The 17,787-nt window shown below is 47.6% G+C and carries 15 protein-coding genes; 14 read left to right on the plus strand and 1 reads right to left on the minus strand.

Going from position 1 to position 17,787, the window contains the following annotated elements; all coding sequences use genetic code 11:
- From AC4BAP_RS10335 to hisB, 5 genes are all read left to right on the plus strand, one after another.
- Positions 1-2,264 (plus strand): YDG domain-containing protein (locus AC4BAP_RS10335; RefSeq protein WP_490582566.1); only part of this gene is annotated, 2,264 nt, incomplete at its 5' end.
- Between the two features lie 357 nt (positions 2,265-2,621).
- Positions 2,622-3,473, plus strand: a complete 852-nt coding sequence (hisG, locus tag AC4BAP_RS10340; RefSeq protein ID WP_490582567.1) for an ATP phosphoribosyltransferase — start codon at positions 2,622-2,624, stop codon at positions 3,471-3,473.
- Positions 3,470-4,762, plus strand: a complete 1,293-nt coding sequence (gene hisD, locus AC4BAP_RS10345; protein ID WP_490582568.1) for a histidinol dehydrogenase — start codon at positions 3,470-3,472, stop codon at positions 4,760-4,762. The genes hisG and hisD overlap by 4 nt, the downstream gene beginning before the upstream one ends.
- Entirely contained in the window at positions 4,755-5,810 is a 1,056-nt protein-coding gene (gene hisC / locus AC4BAP_RS10350; RefSeq protein ID WP_490582569.1) for a histidinol-phosphate transaminase, read from the plus strand. The genes hisD and hisC overlap by 8 nt, the downstream gene beginning before the upstream one ends.
- 80 nt (positions 5,811-5,890) lie before the next feature.
- Positions 5,891-6,994, plus strand: coding sequence for a bifunctional histidinol-phosphatase/imidazoleglycerol-phosphate dehydratase HisB (gene hisB / locus AC4BAP_RS10355; RefSeq protein ID WP_490582570.1), 1,104 nt, complete (start codon positions 5,891-5,893; stop codon positions 6,992-6,994).
- Positions 6,995-7,049: 55 nt separating this feature from the next.
- Here hisB and AC4BAP_RS10360 read toward each other — a convergent pair whose 3' ends face one another.
- Positions 7,050-7,451 carry a hypothetical protein gene (locus tag AC4BAP_RS10360; RefSeq protein WP_490582571.1) on the minus strand — a complete coding sequence of 134 codons (402 nt, stop codon included), beginning with the start codon at positions 7,449-7,451 and terminating at the stop codon, positions 7,050-7,052.
- 328 nt (positions 7,452-7,779) lie between these two features.
- Here AC4BAP_RS10360 and AC4BAP_RS10365 point away from each other — a divergent pair, with 328 nt between their 5' ends.
- From AC4BAP_RS10365 to AC4BAP_RS10405, 9 genes are all read left to right on the plus strand, one after another.
- Positions 7,780-9,234 carry a M20/M25/M40 family metallo-hydrolase gene (locus AC4BAP_RS10365; RefSeq protein ID WP_490582572.1) on the plus strand — a complete coding sequence of 485 codons (1,455 nt, stop codon included), beginning with the start codon at positions 7,780-7,782 and terminating at the stop codon, positions 9,232-9,234.
- Positions 9,235-9,489: 255 nt separating this feature from the next.
- Positions 9,490-10,902 carry an anthranilate synthase component I family protein gene (locus AC4BAP_RS10370; RefSeq protein ID WP_490582573.1) on the plus strand — a complete coding sequence of 471 codons (1,413 nt, stop codon included), beginning with the start codon at positions 9,490-9,492 and terminating at the stop codon, positions 10,900-10,902.
- A 1-nt stretch (position 10,903) separates the two neighbouring features.
- Complete coding sequence (locus AC4BAP_RS10375; RefSeq protein ID WP_490582574.1) at positions 10,904-11,467, plus strand: anthranilate synthase component II; 564 nt, start codon at positions 10,904-10,906, stop codon at positions 11,465-11,467.
- 90 nt (positions 11,468-11,557) lie between these two features.
- Positions 11,558-12,580 (plus strand): anthranilate phosphoribosyltransferase, encoded by a 1,023-nt coding sequence (trpD, locus tag AC4BAP_RS10380; RefSeq protein ID WP_490582575.1) that lies wholly within the window; start codon positions 11,558-11,560, stop codon positions 12,578-12,580.
- Between the two features lie 147 nt (positions 12,581-12,727).
- Positions 12,728-13,546: an indole-3-glycerol phosphate synthase TrpC gene (gene trpC, locus AC4BAP_RS10385; RefSeq protein WP_490582576.1), complete on the plus strand. Its 819-nt coding sequence runs from the start codon at positions 12,728-12,730 to the stop codon at positions 13,544-13,546.
- A gap of 17 nt (positions 13,547-13,563) precedes the next feature.
- Positions 13,564-14,187, plus strand: coding sequence for a phosphoribosylanthranilate isomerase (locus AC4BAP_RS10390; protein ID WP_490582577.1), 624 nt, complete (start codon positions 13,564-13,566; stop codon positions 14,185-14,187).
- Between the two features lie 341 nt (positions 14,188-14,528).
- Positions 14,529-15,716, plus strand: coding sequence for a tryptophan synthase subunit beta (trpB, locus tag AC4BAP_RS10395; RefSeq protein WP_490582578.1), 1,188 nt, complete (start codon positions 14,529-14,531; stop codon positions 15,714-15,716).
- A complete protein-coding gene (gene trpA, locus AC4BAP_RS10400) occupies positions 15,709-16,485 on the plus strand; it encodes a tryptophan synthase subunit alpha (RefSeq protein ID WP_490582579.1) in 777 nt (258 codons plus the stop codon). Before trpB ends, trpA begins: the two co-directional genes overlap by 8 nt.
- A 1-nt stretch (position 16,486) precedes the next feature.
- Complete coding sequence (locus AC4BAP_RS10405; protein ID WP_490582580.1) at positions 16,487-17,497, plus strand: bifunctional 3-deoxy-7-phosphoheptulonate synthase/chorismate mutase; 1,011 nt, start codon at positions 16,487-16,489, stop codon at positions 17,495-17,497.
- Positions 17,498-17,787: the final 290 nt, after the last annotated feature.

Here is a 17,787-nt window from a genome sequence, read left to right on the forward strand (position 1 = left end):
TAGGGACAGCCAAAGTGTTGACAGCAACAGGTCTTGTGATCAACGACGGCAACGACGGCAATAACTACAGCATCAGCTACGCAGCCAACAACACCGGTGCGATTACGGCAAGAGCCCTCACAGGAACCTTCACTGCTTCCAATAAAATATATGATGGCAACACTTCTGCCGCCGCTACTAACCTTCAGTTGGTAGGTGCGGTGAGCACAGATAATGTGAGCCTGTCTGGCGGCACAGCTTCTTTTGACACCAAAGACAAGGGTACAGGCAAGACAGTGACTCTGACAAGTGCAGTTCTTGCTGGCACTGATGCTGGCAACTACACCTTGACTTCAGTAGCCACTACGACAGCTGATATTACGGCCAAGGCGCTGACGGCTGCCTCCACCGTGGCACCTAAGGTGTATGATGGTTCTGAGGCTACCGGCACGGTAACACTGGGCACGGTAACAGGCCTTGTGGGAACTGAAACGCTGGTGATCACGCCATCTGCCAGCAACTATAGCAATGCCAACGTAGGCACGGACAAAGCCACGATGATCTCTTACGCCCTAGCTGACGGCACCAACGGCGGCAAGGCTTCGAACTACAGCATGGCCGACCTGTCATCTTCTGGTGCCATCACGGCCAAGGTGCTGACTATTACTGCCGGCAACCAGAGTGTGGCTTACGGTACACTGGCAAGTGCGGTGACCGGTGCTGGTAGCTATACACCATCAGGCTTCGTGAATAGCGAGGGCGCTTCTGTGATCAGCGGATCGGTGAGCTACACCACTAGCTACACTGCCACCACAGGGGCCGGTACATCCGGAGTAATCATTACTCCTGTAGTGACTGGCCTGAGCTCAGTTAACTACAGCTTTACAGCAGCAAACGGTACCATCACCATCGACAAGGCATCTCCAAACGTTACGGCTCGGGCTGCCAGCAACCTGGAGTTTGATGGCAGAGCCAAAGTAGGTAGCGGTTCTGCAACCGGTGTTGGCGGAGCTAGTGATGTACTAAGCCCTGCTGTAACTTTAACTTATGAGCATAAAGATGGATTGAATTGGGTGGCAATGAATTCTGTGCCTGTTGAAATCGGTATCTATCGTGTAACTGCTAATTTTGCTGGTAACAATAATTACAATAGTGGGACAAGCAGTCCAGTTACATTTGAGATTTTACCTATACCGTGTACAACAATTGACGCATCTGAATTAAGATTTCCAAAGTCGATTAATACACCATTTAGCGTCAGAATAAAAGTAATGTATGGATCGGATCCTGTTGCTAATGTTACAGTTAGAATTACCCATCCTTCTTTTAGTGGTGGTTCAAAAACAGCAGTAACTGATGATGGAGGATTTGCTCTGTTTAACTTAAGTTTTGCCAACACTTCCGTTTATCCTATTGTAGTTTCTGTTGACTATACTAGTTGCTCATCAATTACAGAATATTTGCCAATTTATGATCCTAACGGTTCATTTGTAACTGGAGGAGGATGGATTAAATCCCCAGCTGTTTCAACAGTTGAGTGTCCTAGCTGTACATACATGAGAGACGGCGGTACTGCTAACTTTGGTTTTGTATCTAAATACGTTAAAGGTAAGTCTGAACCTACTGGTGATACTCAATTTCAATTCAAGGCTGGGAATCTGGAATTCAATAGTACTTCTTATGAATGGTTAGTAGTTTCTGGAGCCACAGCTAAATATAAGGGGGTTGGTAAAATCAAAGGTGTAGTTGGAGACTTTGGATTTATGATTTATGCCACTGATGGTGAAGTTAAGGGTAAACCCAATGGAGATAAGTTCAGGATCAAGATATGGCAAGGTACAAATGAAGCTAATGTTGTATACGACAATGAATATGGCACATTAGGATCTGAAGATTTATCTACATATGAACCTGGTACTTTAATTGAAGGTGGTTCTATCGTTGTACATGATCCTAACAAGCCAATCAAAGGTGGCTCAACCACCAGCAAGCTAACTGCTGAATCTCAGCCACAACTTGAAAAACCATCAACCTTCTACAACTATCCGAACGCCTTCTCCGACAGAACTACCATTGCCTTCTCTTTTGACAAAGAGGAAAGCTATGCGTTGGAAGTGTATGACGTGAAGGGTGCTTTGGTGAAGAAGGTGAGTGCAGGGGTGGCCGAGGCCAACAAACTTTATGAATTCGAGGTGGATGGCAGAAGTATGGCAGAGGGTATTTATATTGCCAGACTTGTTACAAGCTCTCGATCACAAAGTATAAAAATGATCCTGAAGAAATAAACTTTGGGTTTCATTGCCAGCCTTACAAGCAAAGCGCCGGTTCCTGAAAGGGGCCGGCGCTTTGCTTGTAAGGCTGGCAAATTTTGCCGGTCAAAAAACTTTTTCGCGAATTTTTAGTTTGCAAGAAAAAGCTATTACCTTTACAGCCGAGAAATGAACATCACAAAGAGCCATATCATACTTTCTTCCTGCGCAACGCCTGTTGCTCACGGCTCTACTGTGCATTTCCATCACATCCATCATTCCTCGTAAGAGGAATATAATAACCATATGGCCCCCGTGGGTGTTGTGCCCGTTTATACTTTGCATCTCTGCAAGGCATACTTCCGTTTTATCTTTTCAACAAAACTTATACTTATGCTTCGTATTGCCATTCAAAAGTCAGGCAGACTTAGTGAGGAATCTTTAAAACTGATAAAGGAATGCGGTATTTCCTTTATAAACAGCAGCTTAAAACTTAAGACAGAGTGCACCAACTTCCCGCTTGAGATACTGTACCTCCGCGACGATGATATTCCGGGGTATGTGGCTGATGGCGTGGCCGATATTGGCATTGTGGGGGAGAATGTGCTGGTAGAAGAAGGCATGCAACAACTGGCTGTGGAGCAACTTGGCTTTTCCAAATGCCGCCTTTCCCTGGCTGTGCCTAAATCAGCGGATTACGACGACATCTCTGACCTGGCCGGAAAAAACATCGCCACGTCTTACCCAAACTTATTGCAGTCTTTTCTGGATGAAAAAGGCATACAGGCACATATTCATACTATCAGCGGTTCTGTGGAGATAGCGCCAAGTATAGGCCTGGCCGATGCGATCTGCGATATTGTGAGTTCTGGCAGCACACTTATCAGCAACGGCCTGAAAGAAGTGGAGCGTGTGTTTAAGTCGCAGGCAGTGCTGATTGCCAACCAGAACCTTTCGGATGAGAAAAAGGAGGTATTGGAGAAGCTGTTGTTCCGAATTCATGCGGTGCAGCGTGCCCAGCGTGCCAAGTATATCTTGCTAAATGCGCCAAACAATAAGATCGAGACCATCTCTAAATTATTGCCGGGTATAAAATCGCCAACTATACTTCCACTGGCCGAAGAAGGCTGGTGTTCGCTGCACTCGGTAGTGAACGAGGATGACTTCTGGGAGATCATCGAAAAATTACGGGATGCCGGAGCTGAAGGTATTTTGGTTGTACCGATAGAAAAAATGATCAAATGATACGCAAACTCATAAATCCTGATATCAGTACCTGGCAAGAGCTGGTAAAGCGTCCGGTGAAAGACCTGGAAGACCTTGAGCCTGGCATTAAGCAAACCTTTAAGTTAGTGCAGGAGCAGGGCGACGCAGCCTTATTGCAGCTAACCGAAAAGTATGACGGGGTACGGCTTACGCAATTGTTGGTGTCTGATGATGAAAGGGCGGTCGCCGATAAACTGGTGTCCCCGGAATTGAAAGAAGCTATACTTCAGGCTTACAGTAACATTCAGCTTTTCCATGCGCAACAGGCCGAGACTGTAAAACCAGTGGAAACCATGCCCGGTGTATTGTGCTGGCGTAAGAGCGTGGCTATCGAGAAAGTGGGCTTATACATTCCGGGTGGAACCGCGCCACTGTTCTCTACCTTACTGATGCTGGGTGTGCCTGCTAAGCTGGCAGGTTGCCAGGATATTATACTTTGCACACCTCCGGCCAAAGACGGAAGCATTCACCCTGCCATACTTTACACGGCAAATCTGCTGGGTATAAAGCGTATCGTAAAAGCGGGCGGTGCACAGGCTGTGGCCGCCATGGCATTCGGCACAGAAAGCGTGCCTGCAGTTGGTAAGATCTTCGGACCGGGAAACCAATACGTAACTGTGGCCAAGCAATTAGTAAGCAGGGCAGGAGTGGCCATAGATATGCCGGCTGGTCCCTCGGAGGTTTTGGTAATGGCCGATGAAGCTGCCAACCCTGCCTTTGTGGCCGCAGACCTTCTTTCGCAGGCAGAGCACGGCGCCGACTCGCAGGTGGTGTTGTTAACTACTTCTGAGGCGGTGCTGGATGCCGTTATACGCGAGCTGGAGAAACAACTTTCTGAACTTCCGCGTGAGGCATTTGCTACACAGGCACTGCAAAACAGCATGGGCATAGTGCTGCAGGATACCAGGCAGATGTTGGAATTCTCTAACTTATATGCCCCTGAGCATCTTATACTTGCCATTCAGGATTTTAAAAATATAGCCGAGGGGGTTGTGAATGCAGGGTCTGTTTTTATGGGTAATTATACCCCGGAATCTGCCGGCGATTATGCCTCTGGCACCAATCATACTTTGCCTACCAATGGTTATGCCCGTTCTTATAGTGGCGTTTCCCTGGATAGTTTTGTGAAGAAGATCACATTCCAGCACATCAGCCAGCAAGGCTTGCAGCAGATTGGCAGAACCGTAGAGGTAATGGCTGCCGCAGAAGGCCTGGAGGCACACAAAAATGCAGTTTCTATCAGGTTAAAGGAGATCAACAATGTTTAAGTTAGAAAGTATAATACGTCCGAATGTGCTCAAAATGAAGCCTTATGCTTCTGCCCGGGACGAGTTTAAGGGGATAGCCAATATTTACCTCGATGCAAATGAGAACAGCCTGGGAAGTATGGCCGGCGAGAACTATAACCGTTACCCGGACCCTCACCAGAAAATGCTCAAGAGACTGCTGGCTGAAGTAAAGGGCGTAAAGCCCGCGAATATCTTCCTGGGAAATGGCAGCGACGAGGCCATTGACCTGCTGCTGCGTGCATTTTGCACTCCCGGTACAGATGCGCTGCTTTGTTTTCCGCCTACCTATGGCATGTACGAGGTTTCTGCTAACCTGAATGATGTGCGTATCGATACGGTACAGCTTACTGCGGATTTCCAGTTACCGGTGCAAGAAGTGCTGCAAAGTATAAAATCAGAGACAAAGCTGCTGTTCATTTGTTCTCCCAACAATCCCACCGGCAACATCATCGCCCCGGAAAGCATTGAAGCCATACTTGAAAGCTTTAACGGATTGGTGATTATTGATGAAGCATACATTGACTTTTCAGATTCGCCAAGCTGGACCACGCGGTTGGAAGAATTCCCGAACCTGGTGATTTTGCAGACTTTCTCCAAAGCCTGGGGGATGGCCGGCCTGCGCTTGGGTGTTGCCTATGGGTCGCCTGAGCTAATTGCTGTTTTGGATAAAATCAAGCCGCCTTACAACGTGAATGAAGTAACGCAGGAACTGGCACTTCAAGCCCTCGACAAGACCGAAGTGTTGAAAGACATGGTGGAGGAGATCGTGCAGGAGCGTACGCTACTCATGCAGGCGCTACCAACGCTACAAGCAGTAGAGGCTGTGTATCCTTCTGACGCCAACTTTATACTTGTTAAAGTAAAGGATGCAAACGGGCTCTATAAATTCTTGTTGGACAAAGGAATAGTAGTTAGAAACAGGTCTGGCCTGAAAGGCTGTGAAGGCTGCCTTCGCATATCGGTTGGCACCCTGGAAGAGAATCAGGAATTGTTAAAAGCGATAGCAGAGTATAAGACACAAGAGTAAAGACACAAGACGTAAGACTTTCACAGGATTATTAATCAAGAGTCTTGTGTCCTGTGTCTTATGTCTTTTATCTTAAATATATGAAAAAAGCACTTTTTATAGACCGGGACGGCACCATACTGGTAGAGCCGCCGACCGATTTTCAGGTAGACTCTTTTGAGAAGTTTGCCTTTTTACCGAAGTCCATTACTAACCTGGCGCGTATTTACCGCGAAATGGATTATGAGTTTGTAATGGTTACCAACCAGGATGGCCTTGGCACAGATTCTTACCCCGAGCATACTTTCTGGCCGTATCAGAACAAGATGCTGGAGATTCTGGAAAGTGAGGGTATTAAGTTCGACGAGATCCTGATTGACCGTAGTTTTGAGCACGAAGGCTTGGAAACACGCAAGCCAGGCATCGGCATGATGAAGAACTACCTGGCTGGCGAGTACGACCTTGCCAACAGCTACGTGATCGGCGACAGGCAAACCGATGTGAAACTGGCGCAAAACCTTGGTGCCAAAGCCATCTTCATCGGTGGCAAAGCAGCAGAGGGCGCAGCCCTTAGCACTTCCGATTGGGATGAGATTTATACTTTTCTGAAACAGCAGCGCACTGGAAGAACGGCCAGTGTGCGCCGCAGCACCTCCGAAACAGACATTCAGGTTGATCTTAATTTAGATGGCTCTGGCAAAATGAGCATCCACACCGGTCTTGGCTTTTTTGACCATATGCTGGAGCAGGTGGCAAAGCACGCTAAAATTGATCTGAATATACAGGTAAAGGGCGACCTGCACATCGATGAACACCATACTGTAGAAGATACCGGTTTGGCACTAGGCGAAGCATTTTTGCAGGCCCTCGGTGATAAGCGTGGCATTAGCCGCTATGGCTTTTTTATACTTCCCATGGACGAAACGCTAGCCCAGGTAGCAATAGATTTCAGTGGACGCCCTTGGTCTGTGTGGAATGCTATATTTAAACGTGAGAAAGTAGGGGATATGCCAACCGAGATGTTTTTCCACTTCTTTAAGTCTTTCTCAGATACGGCCAAAGCTAACCTGAACGTAAAAGTTGAAGGAGATAACGAGCACCATAAGATAGAGGCGATCTTTAAGGCCTTTGCCCGTGCCATTAAAATGGCTGTTGAGCGGGACATTCATGATACGACAATCCCAAGTACAAAGGGTATACTATAAAATTAAAAAGGGAGCTTTAGTAGGCTCCCTTTTTAATTATTTACATTCTTACACTTTATACTTTGGAACGCAGCCAGTCCATTGCAAGGTCAATGTCATCGAATACCTGCAGAAACTCCGGGTTTGGCGTGTACTTCACCATTTTATCCGTAGATAGGCGACTGAACATGCTAGGTGAGTAAACCCAGGCAAACCACTGCAGTCCTGCCTGTCGCATTTCCGGAAACCACACATTACCTCCCCACTTAGACGCAGCAGACCACTGTCCCTCGACATGCGTGTTGTCGTTCAGGATCTTGTAACAGGCATGTGATTTCATCAGCTCCAGCATTTTGTTACAGCCTGCCACCACAGAATCATAGTTTTGGTATCCGCGCCAGTTCACATAGATCCAGTCGCATATCGAGTTATACTCAATGGCAATGTGATCGTCGCGGTATAATAGCTCGTTTCTCATCAATATTAACTACACTTTTTTTGATGGAATGGGGAACAAATCTAAAATCTAACCGCTTAGCAAGCAACCGTTTTCTGAGTTTCTTTATTGAAAAAATGTTTTAACATTGGTATGGTTAAGATACTGAGCTATATAGCCATTTTGCTTTTTAACCATAACAGACTATAAACGTAATCATAAAGGATAACTGTATGTAATTCTCATCTGCAAGAGGGCATTTAAAACCAAAGTATAACTACCTCGTTTAAGCCTGCCTTTATTGCTGTTAGCTGTTATACTTATGCTGCATAAACTACTCGTTTTTTTGATCTTGTGCTTGTTGGTAACCATGAAGAGTGTTTTTGCGCAGTTTTTATTTACAAGTGAGTTTCCTGTGCGAAAGGCAGTGGTTGCGGAAAAACTGGCCGGCGCAATCTCTTACCAAACAATTTCGGTTACAAATGGGCACGACCAAAACGGGAAAGAGTTTCTGGCATTGCACCAGTATCTGGGGCAGGTTTTTCCGTTGGTAAGCCAGCACCTGCAACAGGAAACCGTTAATGAATACAGCCTGCTTTATACCTGGGCCGGTAAAAATACATTGCTTAAACCTATCCTGATAAGTGCACACCTGGATGTAGTGCCTGTAGAGGCGGCCACCCGACATGAATGGAAACAGCAACCTTTCGAGGGCCAGGTGCAGGATGGTTATGTTTGGGGGCGTGGGTCTATGGACGACAAATACAGGGTGATTGCCATACTGGAAGCTGTGGAGCAATTATTAGAGCGCGGTTACAGGCCAGACCGGACAATATTATTGGCTTTTGGGCATGATGAAGAGATCGGGGGATATAACGGAGCCGGTAAGATTAGCGAATTGCTGAAGGCAAGAGGCGTAAAGTTAGAGGCCGTGTTTGACGAAGGCTTGTCCGTAACTGAAGATGTGTTGCCAGGCGTGAATGAGCAACTCGCATTGGTAGGCACAGCGGCAAAAGGCAATTTAAATCTTCGCTTATCGGTGCGGGGTGAGGGAGGTCATTCTTCGGTGCCGCCCAATCAAACCCCCATTGATATTTTAAGTCAGGCACTGGTAAACCTGCATCAACACCCTTTCGAGCCCCGCTTGATTCCAACCACCAGGCAAACGCTGGACGTACTCGCTGATAAAATGGGGGGCAAGTATAAATTTGCCGTGCGCCATTATGGCTTGTTTAAAGGCCGGATACTGAAAATGCTGGCTAAGGACCAGGCAACGGATGCGCTTATCAGAACCAAAATGACGCCTACCGTGATGGAAGCCGGCGAGAAGTATAATGTGCTTCCCAGGGTGGCCTCCGCTATCATAAATATCAGGATTCTTAATGGGGAGGACATCAACACGGCTATAAAGCATGTGCAGGAAAGCATTGCGGATGAGCGGGTGGAGATAGAGGTGTTTGGAAAGTATACGCCGCCTTCGCCGGTTACCCCAACCAACACGTGGTTGTTTGCCGCACTGCAAAACTCTATCGAGGATGTTTTTCCGGGTGCTTATGTTGTGCCCGCACTCTTTCCGGGAACTACAGATTCGAGGCACTATACCAACTTAACAACGCATATTTTCCGATTTGCCCCACAGGTGGTTAACAGGGAGTCAGCTAAACTCATACACAACGTAAATGAGAAGCTGTCGATGGAGGTTTTAGACAAGTGTGTCTGGTTTTATGAAGCGCTCATTAAAAATACATGTGGTGAAGATGCTAAGGAGCAACTGGTACTTAAAAGTAAATCGAAACTAGTGCCGGCAGAATTAGCCTCGGAATAAATAAAGTTAGAAAAAAATTTGCAGTTGTTGTTTAAGCACTTACTTTTGCAACAGGACAAACAAGAAATGTCTCAACTTATATAAAACAATGATTCAAAATCTTCATATGGCATGGTGGTGGCACGTTACAAAATGTATCGTGAACAGCCATTTTATGCCCAGTATGAAGTAATACTATAGCATTAAGTCAAAGGTATCAAAGGCCTGCTGTTCACTTCGAACAGCAGGCCTTTTTGTTTTATCCCATTTGCAAACATGAACAAGTATAAACTAACCACCACTTTTAAACGCCTTTTGGCCGATACACTTACACCGGTAAGCGTGTACCTGAAGCTGCGCGACAAATTCCCGAACAGCATCCTGCTCGAAAGCTCAGATTACCACGGTGCCGAAAACAGCTTCTCCTATATCTGCTGCAACCCGATGGCAAGTATAAAAGCAGAGGATGAACTGCTGACGGAGTCGTTTCCGGATGGACAGGTAAGAACGACAGCTATTACAAAGGATACCGATGTGCCCACCTTGCTAAGCCGTTTTTCAGGCAGCTTCGAGGTACAGGAAAATAAGGCTTTCAACTTTATCCATAACGGGTTGTTTGGCTACATGAGTTACGATGCCGTGCGCTATTACGAGGACGTGGAGTTGACTATGCGCAGTGGACGCACCGAGATTCCGGACCTGTACTATGCCGTGTATCGCCACATTATTGCCATTAACCACTTCACCAACGAAGCCTACATTTTTGCGCATAACTACAACCAGGGCGATGATGATGGGATTGCCCAGTTGGAGGCGCTGCTGAACAGCCGCAACATCCCGAGCTATACTTTTAGAACCGACGGAGAAGAAGAGCACAACATCTCTGCGGAGGATTTTCTGGAGAATATTGCAAAGGCCAGGCAGCACTGCTTCCGGGGCGATGTGTTTCAGTTGGTGCTGTCGCGCCGTTTTGCACAGGGCTTTCAGGGAGATGAGTTTAATGTGTACCGTGCCCTGCGTTCCATAAACCCCTCGCCATACTTGTTTTACTTCGATTATGGCAGCTTTAAGATATTCGGTTCTTCGCCGGAGGCGCAATTGGTCATAAAAGATCAGAAGGCCAGCATTTTTCCGATTGCGGGTACATTTAAACGGACTGGTGATGATGCCGCAGACGCAGCGCTGGCAGAGAAGCTCTTAGCTGACTCCAAAGAGAACGCCGAACACGTGATGCTCGTAGACCTGGCCCGCAATGACCTGAGCCGCAACGGCCACAACGTTAAGGTAGAGACTTTCCGGGAAATACAGTTTTATTCGCATGTGATCCACCTGGTATCCAAGGTGTCGGGTACGCTACACACGCAGAAGGATGCGCTCAAAATGGTAGCCAGCACTTTTCCAGCAGGCACGCTTTCCGGTGCGCCCAAGCACAAAGCCATGCAACTGATAGACAAGTATGAAACTACCAACCGTGCCTTTTACGGTGGCTGCATTGGCTTCCTCGACTTTAACGGCAATTTCAACAGCGCCATCATGATCCGCTCTTTCCTCAGCAAAGACTACAAACTATACTTTCAGGCGGGTGCAGGCATTGTGGCGGCATCAGAACCGGAAAGCGAACTGCAAGAAGTAGACAATAAATTAATGGCGCTGCGCCGCGCTTTACAATTAGCACAGGAGATAAACTAACATGGACGTTCTGGTAATCGATAACTACGACTCATTTACCTATAACCTGGTACACCTGCTGCAGGAACTTGGGACCACGGTAACCGTTCGGCGAAACGACAAAACGACGCTGGATGAGGTAGGCAAGTATGATAAGATCATGCTTTCTCCCGGGCCGGGTATTCCGGATGAGGCTGGCCTTCTGAAGGAGATCATTCATACTTATGGGCCTACCAAAGACCTGTTTGGTGTATGCCTCGGCCATCAGGCAATAGGTGAAGTATACGGTGGCAAACTGCTTAACAGCAACGAAGTATGGCATGGTGTGGCTACGCCAGTTCAGGTAGTTTGCGAAGAAGAGTCCTTGTTTAAAAACCTGCCAAAGCAATTCTCCACCGGACGTTACCACTCCTGGCTTGTGGAGGGTAATCTCCCCGATTGCCTGGTGCCAACCGCCATAGACGATCACGGCAACATCATGGCCATGCGTCACAAAAAACACAAAGTACGCGGCGTGCAGTTCCACCCCGAATCAGTGCTGACAGAGCATGGTAAGGAAATGATAAGGAACTGGCTGGAAATGTAGACACAAGATGTCAGACGCAAGACATAAGACTATTCAAATCACAAAAACCAGTCTTATGTCTTGTGTCCTGAGTCTTAAATCTTTTTAAGAATGAAAGACATACTAAACCATTTATTCGAACATAAAACGCTGAGCAAAGCGCAGGCGCGGGAGGTGCTGGTAAACATTGCGGCTGGCAAGTATAATCCGAGCCAGATCTCCAGCTTTTTAACGGTGTTTATGATGCGCAGCATTACTGTTGAGGAACTGGAAGGCTTTAGAAATGCATTGCTGGCCCTTTGCCACCGCGTAGACCTGGATGCCTACAACCCAATTGACTTGTGTGGCACTGGCGGCGATGGCAAGGACACTTTTAATATCTCGACGCTGGCCTCTTTTGTGGTGGCTGCAAACGGGGTGGCTGTGGCCAAGCACGGCAACTATGGCGTTTCGTCATCCTGTGGATCGTCTAACGTGCTGGAGGCCTTGGGTATAAATTTTACCACCGATACAGATGCCTTGGAGCGCAGCATCGAGAAGTATAACATTTGCTTCTTGCATGCACCACTGTTCCATCCGGCCATGAAAAGCGTTGGCCCTATCCGCAAAGAGTTGGGTGTGAAAACCTTCTTTAACATGCTTGGGCCAATGGTCAACCCAGCCTTCCCGAAAAGGCAGTTGGTCGGCGTGTTCAGCCTGGAGTTGGCCCGCATGTACGGCTATTTGTACCAACAAACTGACACGCGCTATACTATACTGCATACCTTGGATGGCTACGACGAAATATCCCTTACCAGTCCGTTTAAAGTAATTTCGGATAACCGCGAAGCCTTGTTGGATGCACCGGCACTTGGCTTGCCTACACTACAACACGAGCAAATCAGAGGAGGGCAGGACGTGGCATCATCAGCAAAGATTTTTGTGCAGGTGCTGAAAGGAGAGGGCACAACCGCACAAACAGCCGTAATAGCAGCCAATGCTGGCATGGCCCTGCATTGCGCAAACCCAGCATTAGACCTAAAAGAGGCAGTAAGTATAGCCAAAGAAACACTCGAATCAGGCAAGGCTTATTCCTTGTTCCAGAGCTTAATTAATGACAAAAAACTGGTGGACCTCCCCCTGGCTCCCTCCTAAAAACAGGAGGGGGAATGCAAGAAGGTTGCTATCATTTACTTTATAAAAGTCCTACAGAAGTTATAATTTAATTATCCATACAAAAGTCTCCTTAAAATACCCTCTCCTGTTTTTAGGAGGGGGTTAGGGGGAAGTAAATTCAACAATATGAATATCTTAGACGAAATCATCGCCAATAAATACAAAGAAGTAGCAGAACGCAAAGAAATGTACCCGGCTAAACTGCTTGAGAAGAGTTTATACTTTGAAACACCAACCATCTCGCTGGAGCGATACCTGCTGCGGCCCGACAAAAGCGGTATTATTGCCGAGATCAAGCGTAAGTCCCCTTCGCGCGGCGACATCAACCCTTATGTTTCTGTGGAGCGCACCTCAATCGGTTACATGCAGGCGGGCGCTTCGGCATTGTCTGTTCTTACCGATGGGCCATACTTTGGTGGCAAAAACGAAGACCTGACCACAGCCCGAAAGTATAACTATTGCCCCATTCTTCGCAAAGACTTCACCGTGGACGAGTACCAGATCATTGAAGCCAAATCGATCGGGGCAGATGCCATACTTTTGATAGCCGCAGCCCTGGATCCGGCTCGCCTGAAAGAACTGGCAACATTTGCGCGCTCTTTTGGTTTGGAAGTACTGCTCGAGGTGCGGGATAAGGAAGAGCTGGATGCCTCCCTAAGCGAAGATGTAACCGTGGTAGGCGTGAACAACCGCAACCTGAAAGACTTCGTGACTGACATCAACACATCATTTGAAATGGCGAAGTATATCCCTAGCGGAATCACGAAAATATCAGAGAGTGGCATCAGTAACCCTAAAACATTGCTGGAACTGCGTGAGGCGGGCTTTAACGGCTTCCTGATCGGGGAGAGTTTTATGTACAACAGCCGACCGGAACGCGCTGCTGCCAATTTTATAAAAGAGTTTAAGCAACTGATTGAGAAACAGGAGCAACAACTGGTTTAGGTATAAGCTCAAAAACGATGAAAATTAAAGTTTGCGGCATGCGCGACCCGGAGAATATTCGGAAGGTGGCAGCGCTTTCACCGGATTACATGGGCTTTATTTTTTATGAGGGCTCTAAACGCTACGCTGAGGGGCATATTACGCCTGAGTTGCTGGCTGCATTGCCATCTGGCATCAAAAAGACAGGCGTGTTTGTGAATGCCCCCATTGAAAGTATAAAAGCCACTGTTGCAAAGTATAAACTGGATGCGGTGCAGCTCCACGGCAGTGAGTCGCCGAAGGTTTGCAATGACGTTAAGCAGTTGGGAGTTGAGGTGATCAAAGTGTTTTCGGTGGATGACAGGTTTGTGTTTGAGAACACTTTGCTCTATGAAAATGTAGCCGACTATTTTCTGTTCGACACTAAAGGCCAGGAATATGGAGGCAACGGCTTCCCCTTCGACTGGGAACTGCTAAAAGGCTACCTCTCTCCAAAACCATACTTCCTGAGCGGTGGCATCAACACCGAAAATAGTAAACAGCTTGAAAAGGTTAAGCCCAAACCCTACGCCATAGACGTAAACAGCGGCTTTGAGCTAGAGCCGGGGTTGAAGGATGTGGAGGAGCTTAAGAAGCTATTTGAGCTTGTAAGGAATAAGTAAGAAGGCTAATGCCGCAAGTTTAGCAGAGCGTAACTTGTGGCTAAGTATGGCAGCAGTTTTCAACTGCTTTGCTTTGAAAAAGCAAGGGATGTAGTAGCAGAGACTATACTTCATGCTTTAGCAATATGCTATAAAGTATCATTCTGCTAAAGTACCCTTTTCTGCTCTCGCAGAAAGCCAGTTACAAACTTGCATCAAGCACAGCCACAAGTTACGCTCCGCTAAACTTGCGGCAGAGATTAATTTTTGAAATTTTAAATAATAAAGGTTAAGAACCGAGTTGGATGTACAACTTGAAAAACACTTTTAACTCATAACTCTTAACTTTTAACTAAATACACATGAATTATCACGTTAACGAAAAAGGATTTTACGGCAAGTTTGGTGGGGCGTACATCCCGGAGATGCTGTATCAGAATGTAGAGGAACTGCGCCAGAACTACCTGCGCATAATGCAGGAGCCGGGCTTTCAGGAGGAATTGCAGTTGCTGCTGAAAGACTATGTGGGCAGGCCAACACCGCTATACTTTGCGCCGCGTCTATCCGAAAAATATAACACCAAAGTATACCTGAAGCGCGAAGACCTGAATCATACCGGCGCGCACAAGATCAACAACACCATTGGGCAGGTTTTGCTGGCAAAGCGTCTTGGTAAAAAGCGCATCATAGCCGAAACCGGTGCCGGGCAGCATGGCGTGGCTACGGCTACGGTTTGCGCTTTGATGGGGCTGGAGTGTATTGTATACATGGGGGAGGTGGACATTGAGCGCCAGGCCCCGAACGTTGCCCGCATGAAAATGCTGGGCGCGCATGTTGTGCCCGCCACTAGTGGAAGTAAAACGTTAAAAGATGCCACCAACGAGGCTATCCGTGACTGGATTAACAACCCGGAGGACACATACTACATCATCGGTTCCGTGGTAGGCCCGCACCCTTATCCGGATATGGTGGCACGTTTCCAGGCGGTAATTTCAGAAGAAATGAGGGCCCAGTTGTTTGAGAAGGAAGGCACCGAGTTACCCAACTATGTGGTGGCCTGCGTGGGTGGTGGCAGCAATGCAGCTGGGGCTTTTTACCATTTCCTGGATGAGCCTGATGTGCAACTGGTAGCAGTTGAAGCAGCTGGCAAAGGTGTTGATTCCGGTGAGTCGGCGGCTACGTCTATTCTTGGTCGTGACGGTATTATTCATGGTAGCCGCACGCTTCTAATGCAGACTGAGGACGGACAGGTAACCGAACCATACTCCATCTCTGCAGGTCTGGATTACCCTGGTGTTGGGCCGTTGCACGCACATTTATTCGAAAGTAAGCGAGCCCGTTTCGAAAGTGCAACGGACGACGAGGCGCTGCAGGCGGTACTGGAACTTACCCGACTAGAGGGCATTATTCCGGCACTGGAAACAGCACATGCACTGGCGGTTCTGGAGCGTCTACAGGCCAAACCCGACGAGATTGTGATCATTAACCTGTCCGGCCGTGGCGACAAAGACCTTTCTACTTACCTCAAGCACTTCCATTTCGATGAATAACAGAATCAAAAACCTATTTGCCCGAAAGCCAGAGGATATACTTTCGGTATACTTCACGGCCGGTTTCCCGAGTCTCGACGATACCGAGGAAATTATACTTGAACTGGAGAAAAACGGCGTTGACCTGATCGAAGTGGGCATGCCCTTTTCAGACCCATTGGCCGACGGACCTACCATACAAGCCAGCAGTACCGTGGCCCTACAGAATGGAATGACTATCTCCAAACTGTTCGAGCAACTGAAAGATATTCGTCAGAAAACGCAGATACCGCTGGTGTTGATGGGCTACCTGAACCCTGTAATGCAGTATGGCGTGGAGCGATTTTGCCATAAAGCCGCCGAGGTGGGCATTGACGGCATCATACTTCCGGACCTGCCCTTGCGGGAGTATGTAGAGGAATATAAGGAGCTATTCGAGAAGTATAACCTTAGCAAGATTTTCCTGATCACACCGCAAACACCTGAGGCTCGCATCCGTGAGATTGACAGCCATACCAATGGTTTTATCTACATGGTGTCATCGGCATCTACCACAGGCAAAACAGTAGGCTTAGCAGAGCAGAGCCAGGTATACTTTGAACGGGTAACCAACATGCAGTTGCAAAATCCGGGTATCATTGGCTTCGGCATCCACAACCGCGACACATTTGAACAAGCCTGCAACCACGCCAGCGGAGCCATTATCGGCAGTGCTTTTGTAAAAGCGCTGAAGCAGGAGGGAAGCCTGCAGCAAAATATTTCATCATTCATCCAAAGCATCAAAAACTAACATGATCATACAACTGCAGCAAGGCATTCCGGCAGACCTGAAGGAGAATATCCTGAAACAGGTGCAGGAAATAGGTTACAAGGCCAACGAGGTCATCACACAGGAAGCGCATTACCTGGTAGCCATCGGCAAAAAGGAGTTCGACATTCGCCACATTGGTCAATTGCCCGGAGTGGCAGATATTCACCGGGTATCAGAAGAGTATAAACTGATCTCGCGCAAGTGGCGCGTAGCGCCTACCCACATCGACCTTGGCGATGGCGTATTGGTAGGCGAGGGCAGCTTTAGTATTATGGCAGGCCCGTGCTCTATCGAAAGCGAGGCTCAGATCGAAAGCGTGGTGGCACACCTGAAGGAAAACAATGTGCGTATTATGCGGGGTGGTGTTTTTAAACCGCGCAGTTCTCCTTATGCTTTCAGAGGGATGGGAATGGATGGCCTAAAGATGTTTCACCGCATCTGTCGCGAAAACGACATCAAAATCATAACCGAGGTGATGCAGGTGTCGCAGATTGAGGAGATGATGGAGTACGTGGATGTGTTCCAGGTGGGGGCACGCAACAGCCAGAACTTTAACTTGCTGGATGCTCTTGGAGAAGCCCAAAAACCTGTGCTCTTGAAACGCGGGATTTCTGGCACATTGGAAGAATTGCTACAAGCCGCAGAGTATATTTTCTCGCATGGCAACGAAAAGATCATGCTTTGTGAGCGCGGCATCCGCTCTTACGAAGGCGCCTACCGCAACGTGCTGGACCTGAATGCCGTGCCTGTGCTGAAAGAGAAAACTCACCTGCCGGTAATCGTGGACCCATCGCATGGCATTGGACTACGCGATTATGTGGAGCAAATGTCGTTGGCCGCTGTAATGGCCGGGGCAGATGGCGTTATCTACGAAACGCACCAAACGCCAGAAAAAGCATTTTCGGATGCACAGCAAACCGTTAACTTCTGGGAATCAGAACGGATGATCAAGAGAATGCGGCAGGCTTATGAGTTAAGGGAAAGCTTTTAGGTTTCGCTGTTGGTTGGTCGTTATTCGTTATTCGTTATTCGTTGTTCGAAATATTATGTAAACCCACCCCTAACCCCTCCCAAGAGGGGAATCTATTTACACCTACAAAAATCCCCTCTTGGGAGGGGCTAGGGGTGGGTTAATCTTAGCCTGAATTAGACCTCGCAGCGTCCGAAGGTCCTGCGAGCGTCTTTTGAGTTAGAGAGATAGAGAGCTTATAATATAAGATTCGCTCATTCACTCATCCGCTCATTCAAAATTCACCTATTGGAAACTCTTAGACGCTCGCA

The organism is Pontibacter sp. GD7, from assembly GCF_058216375.1.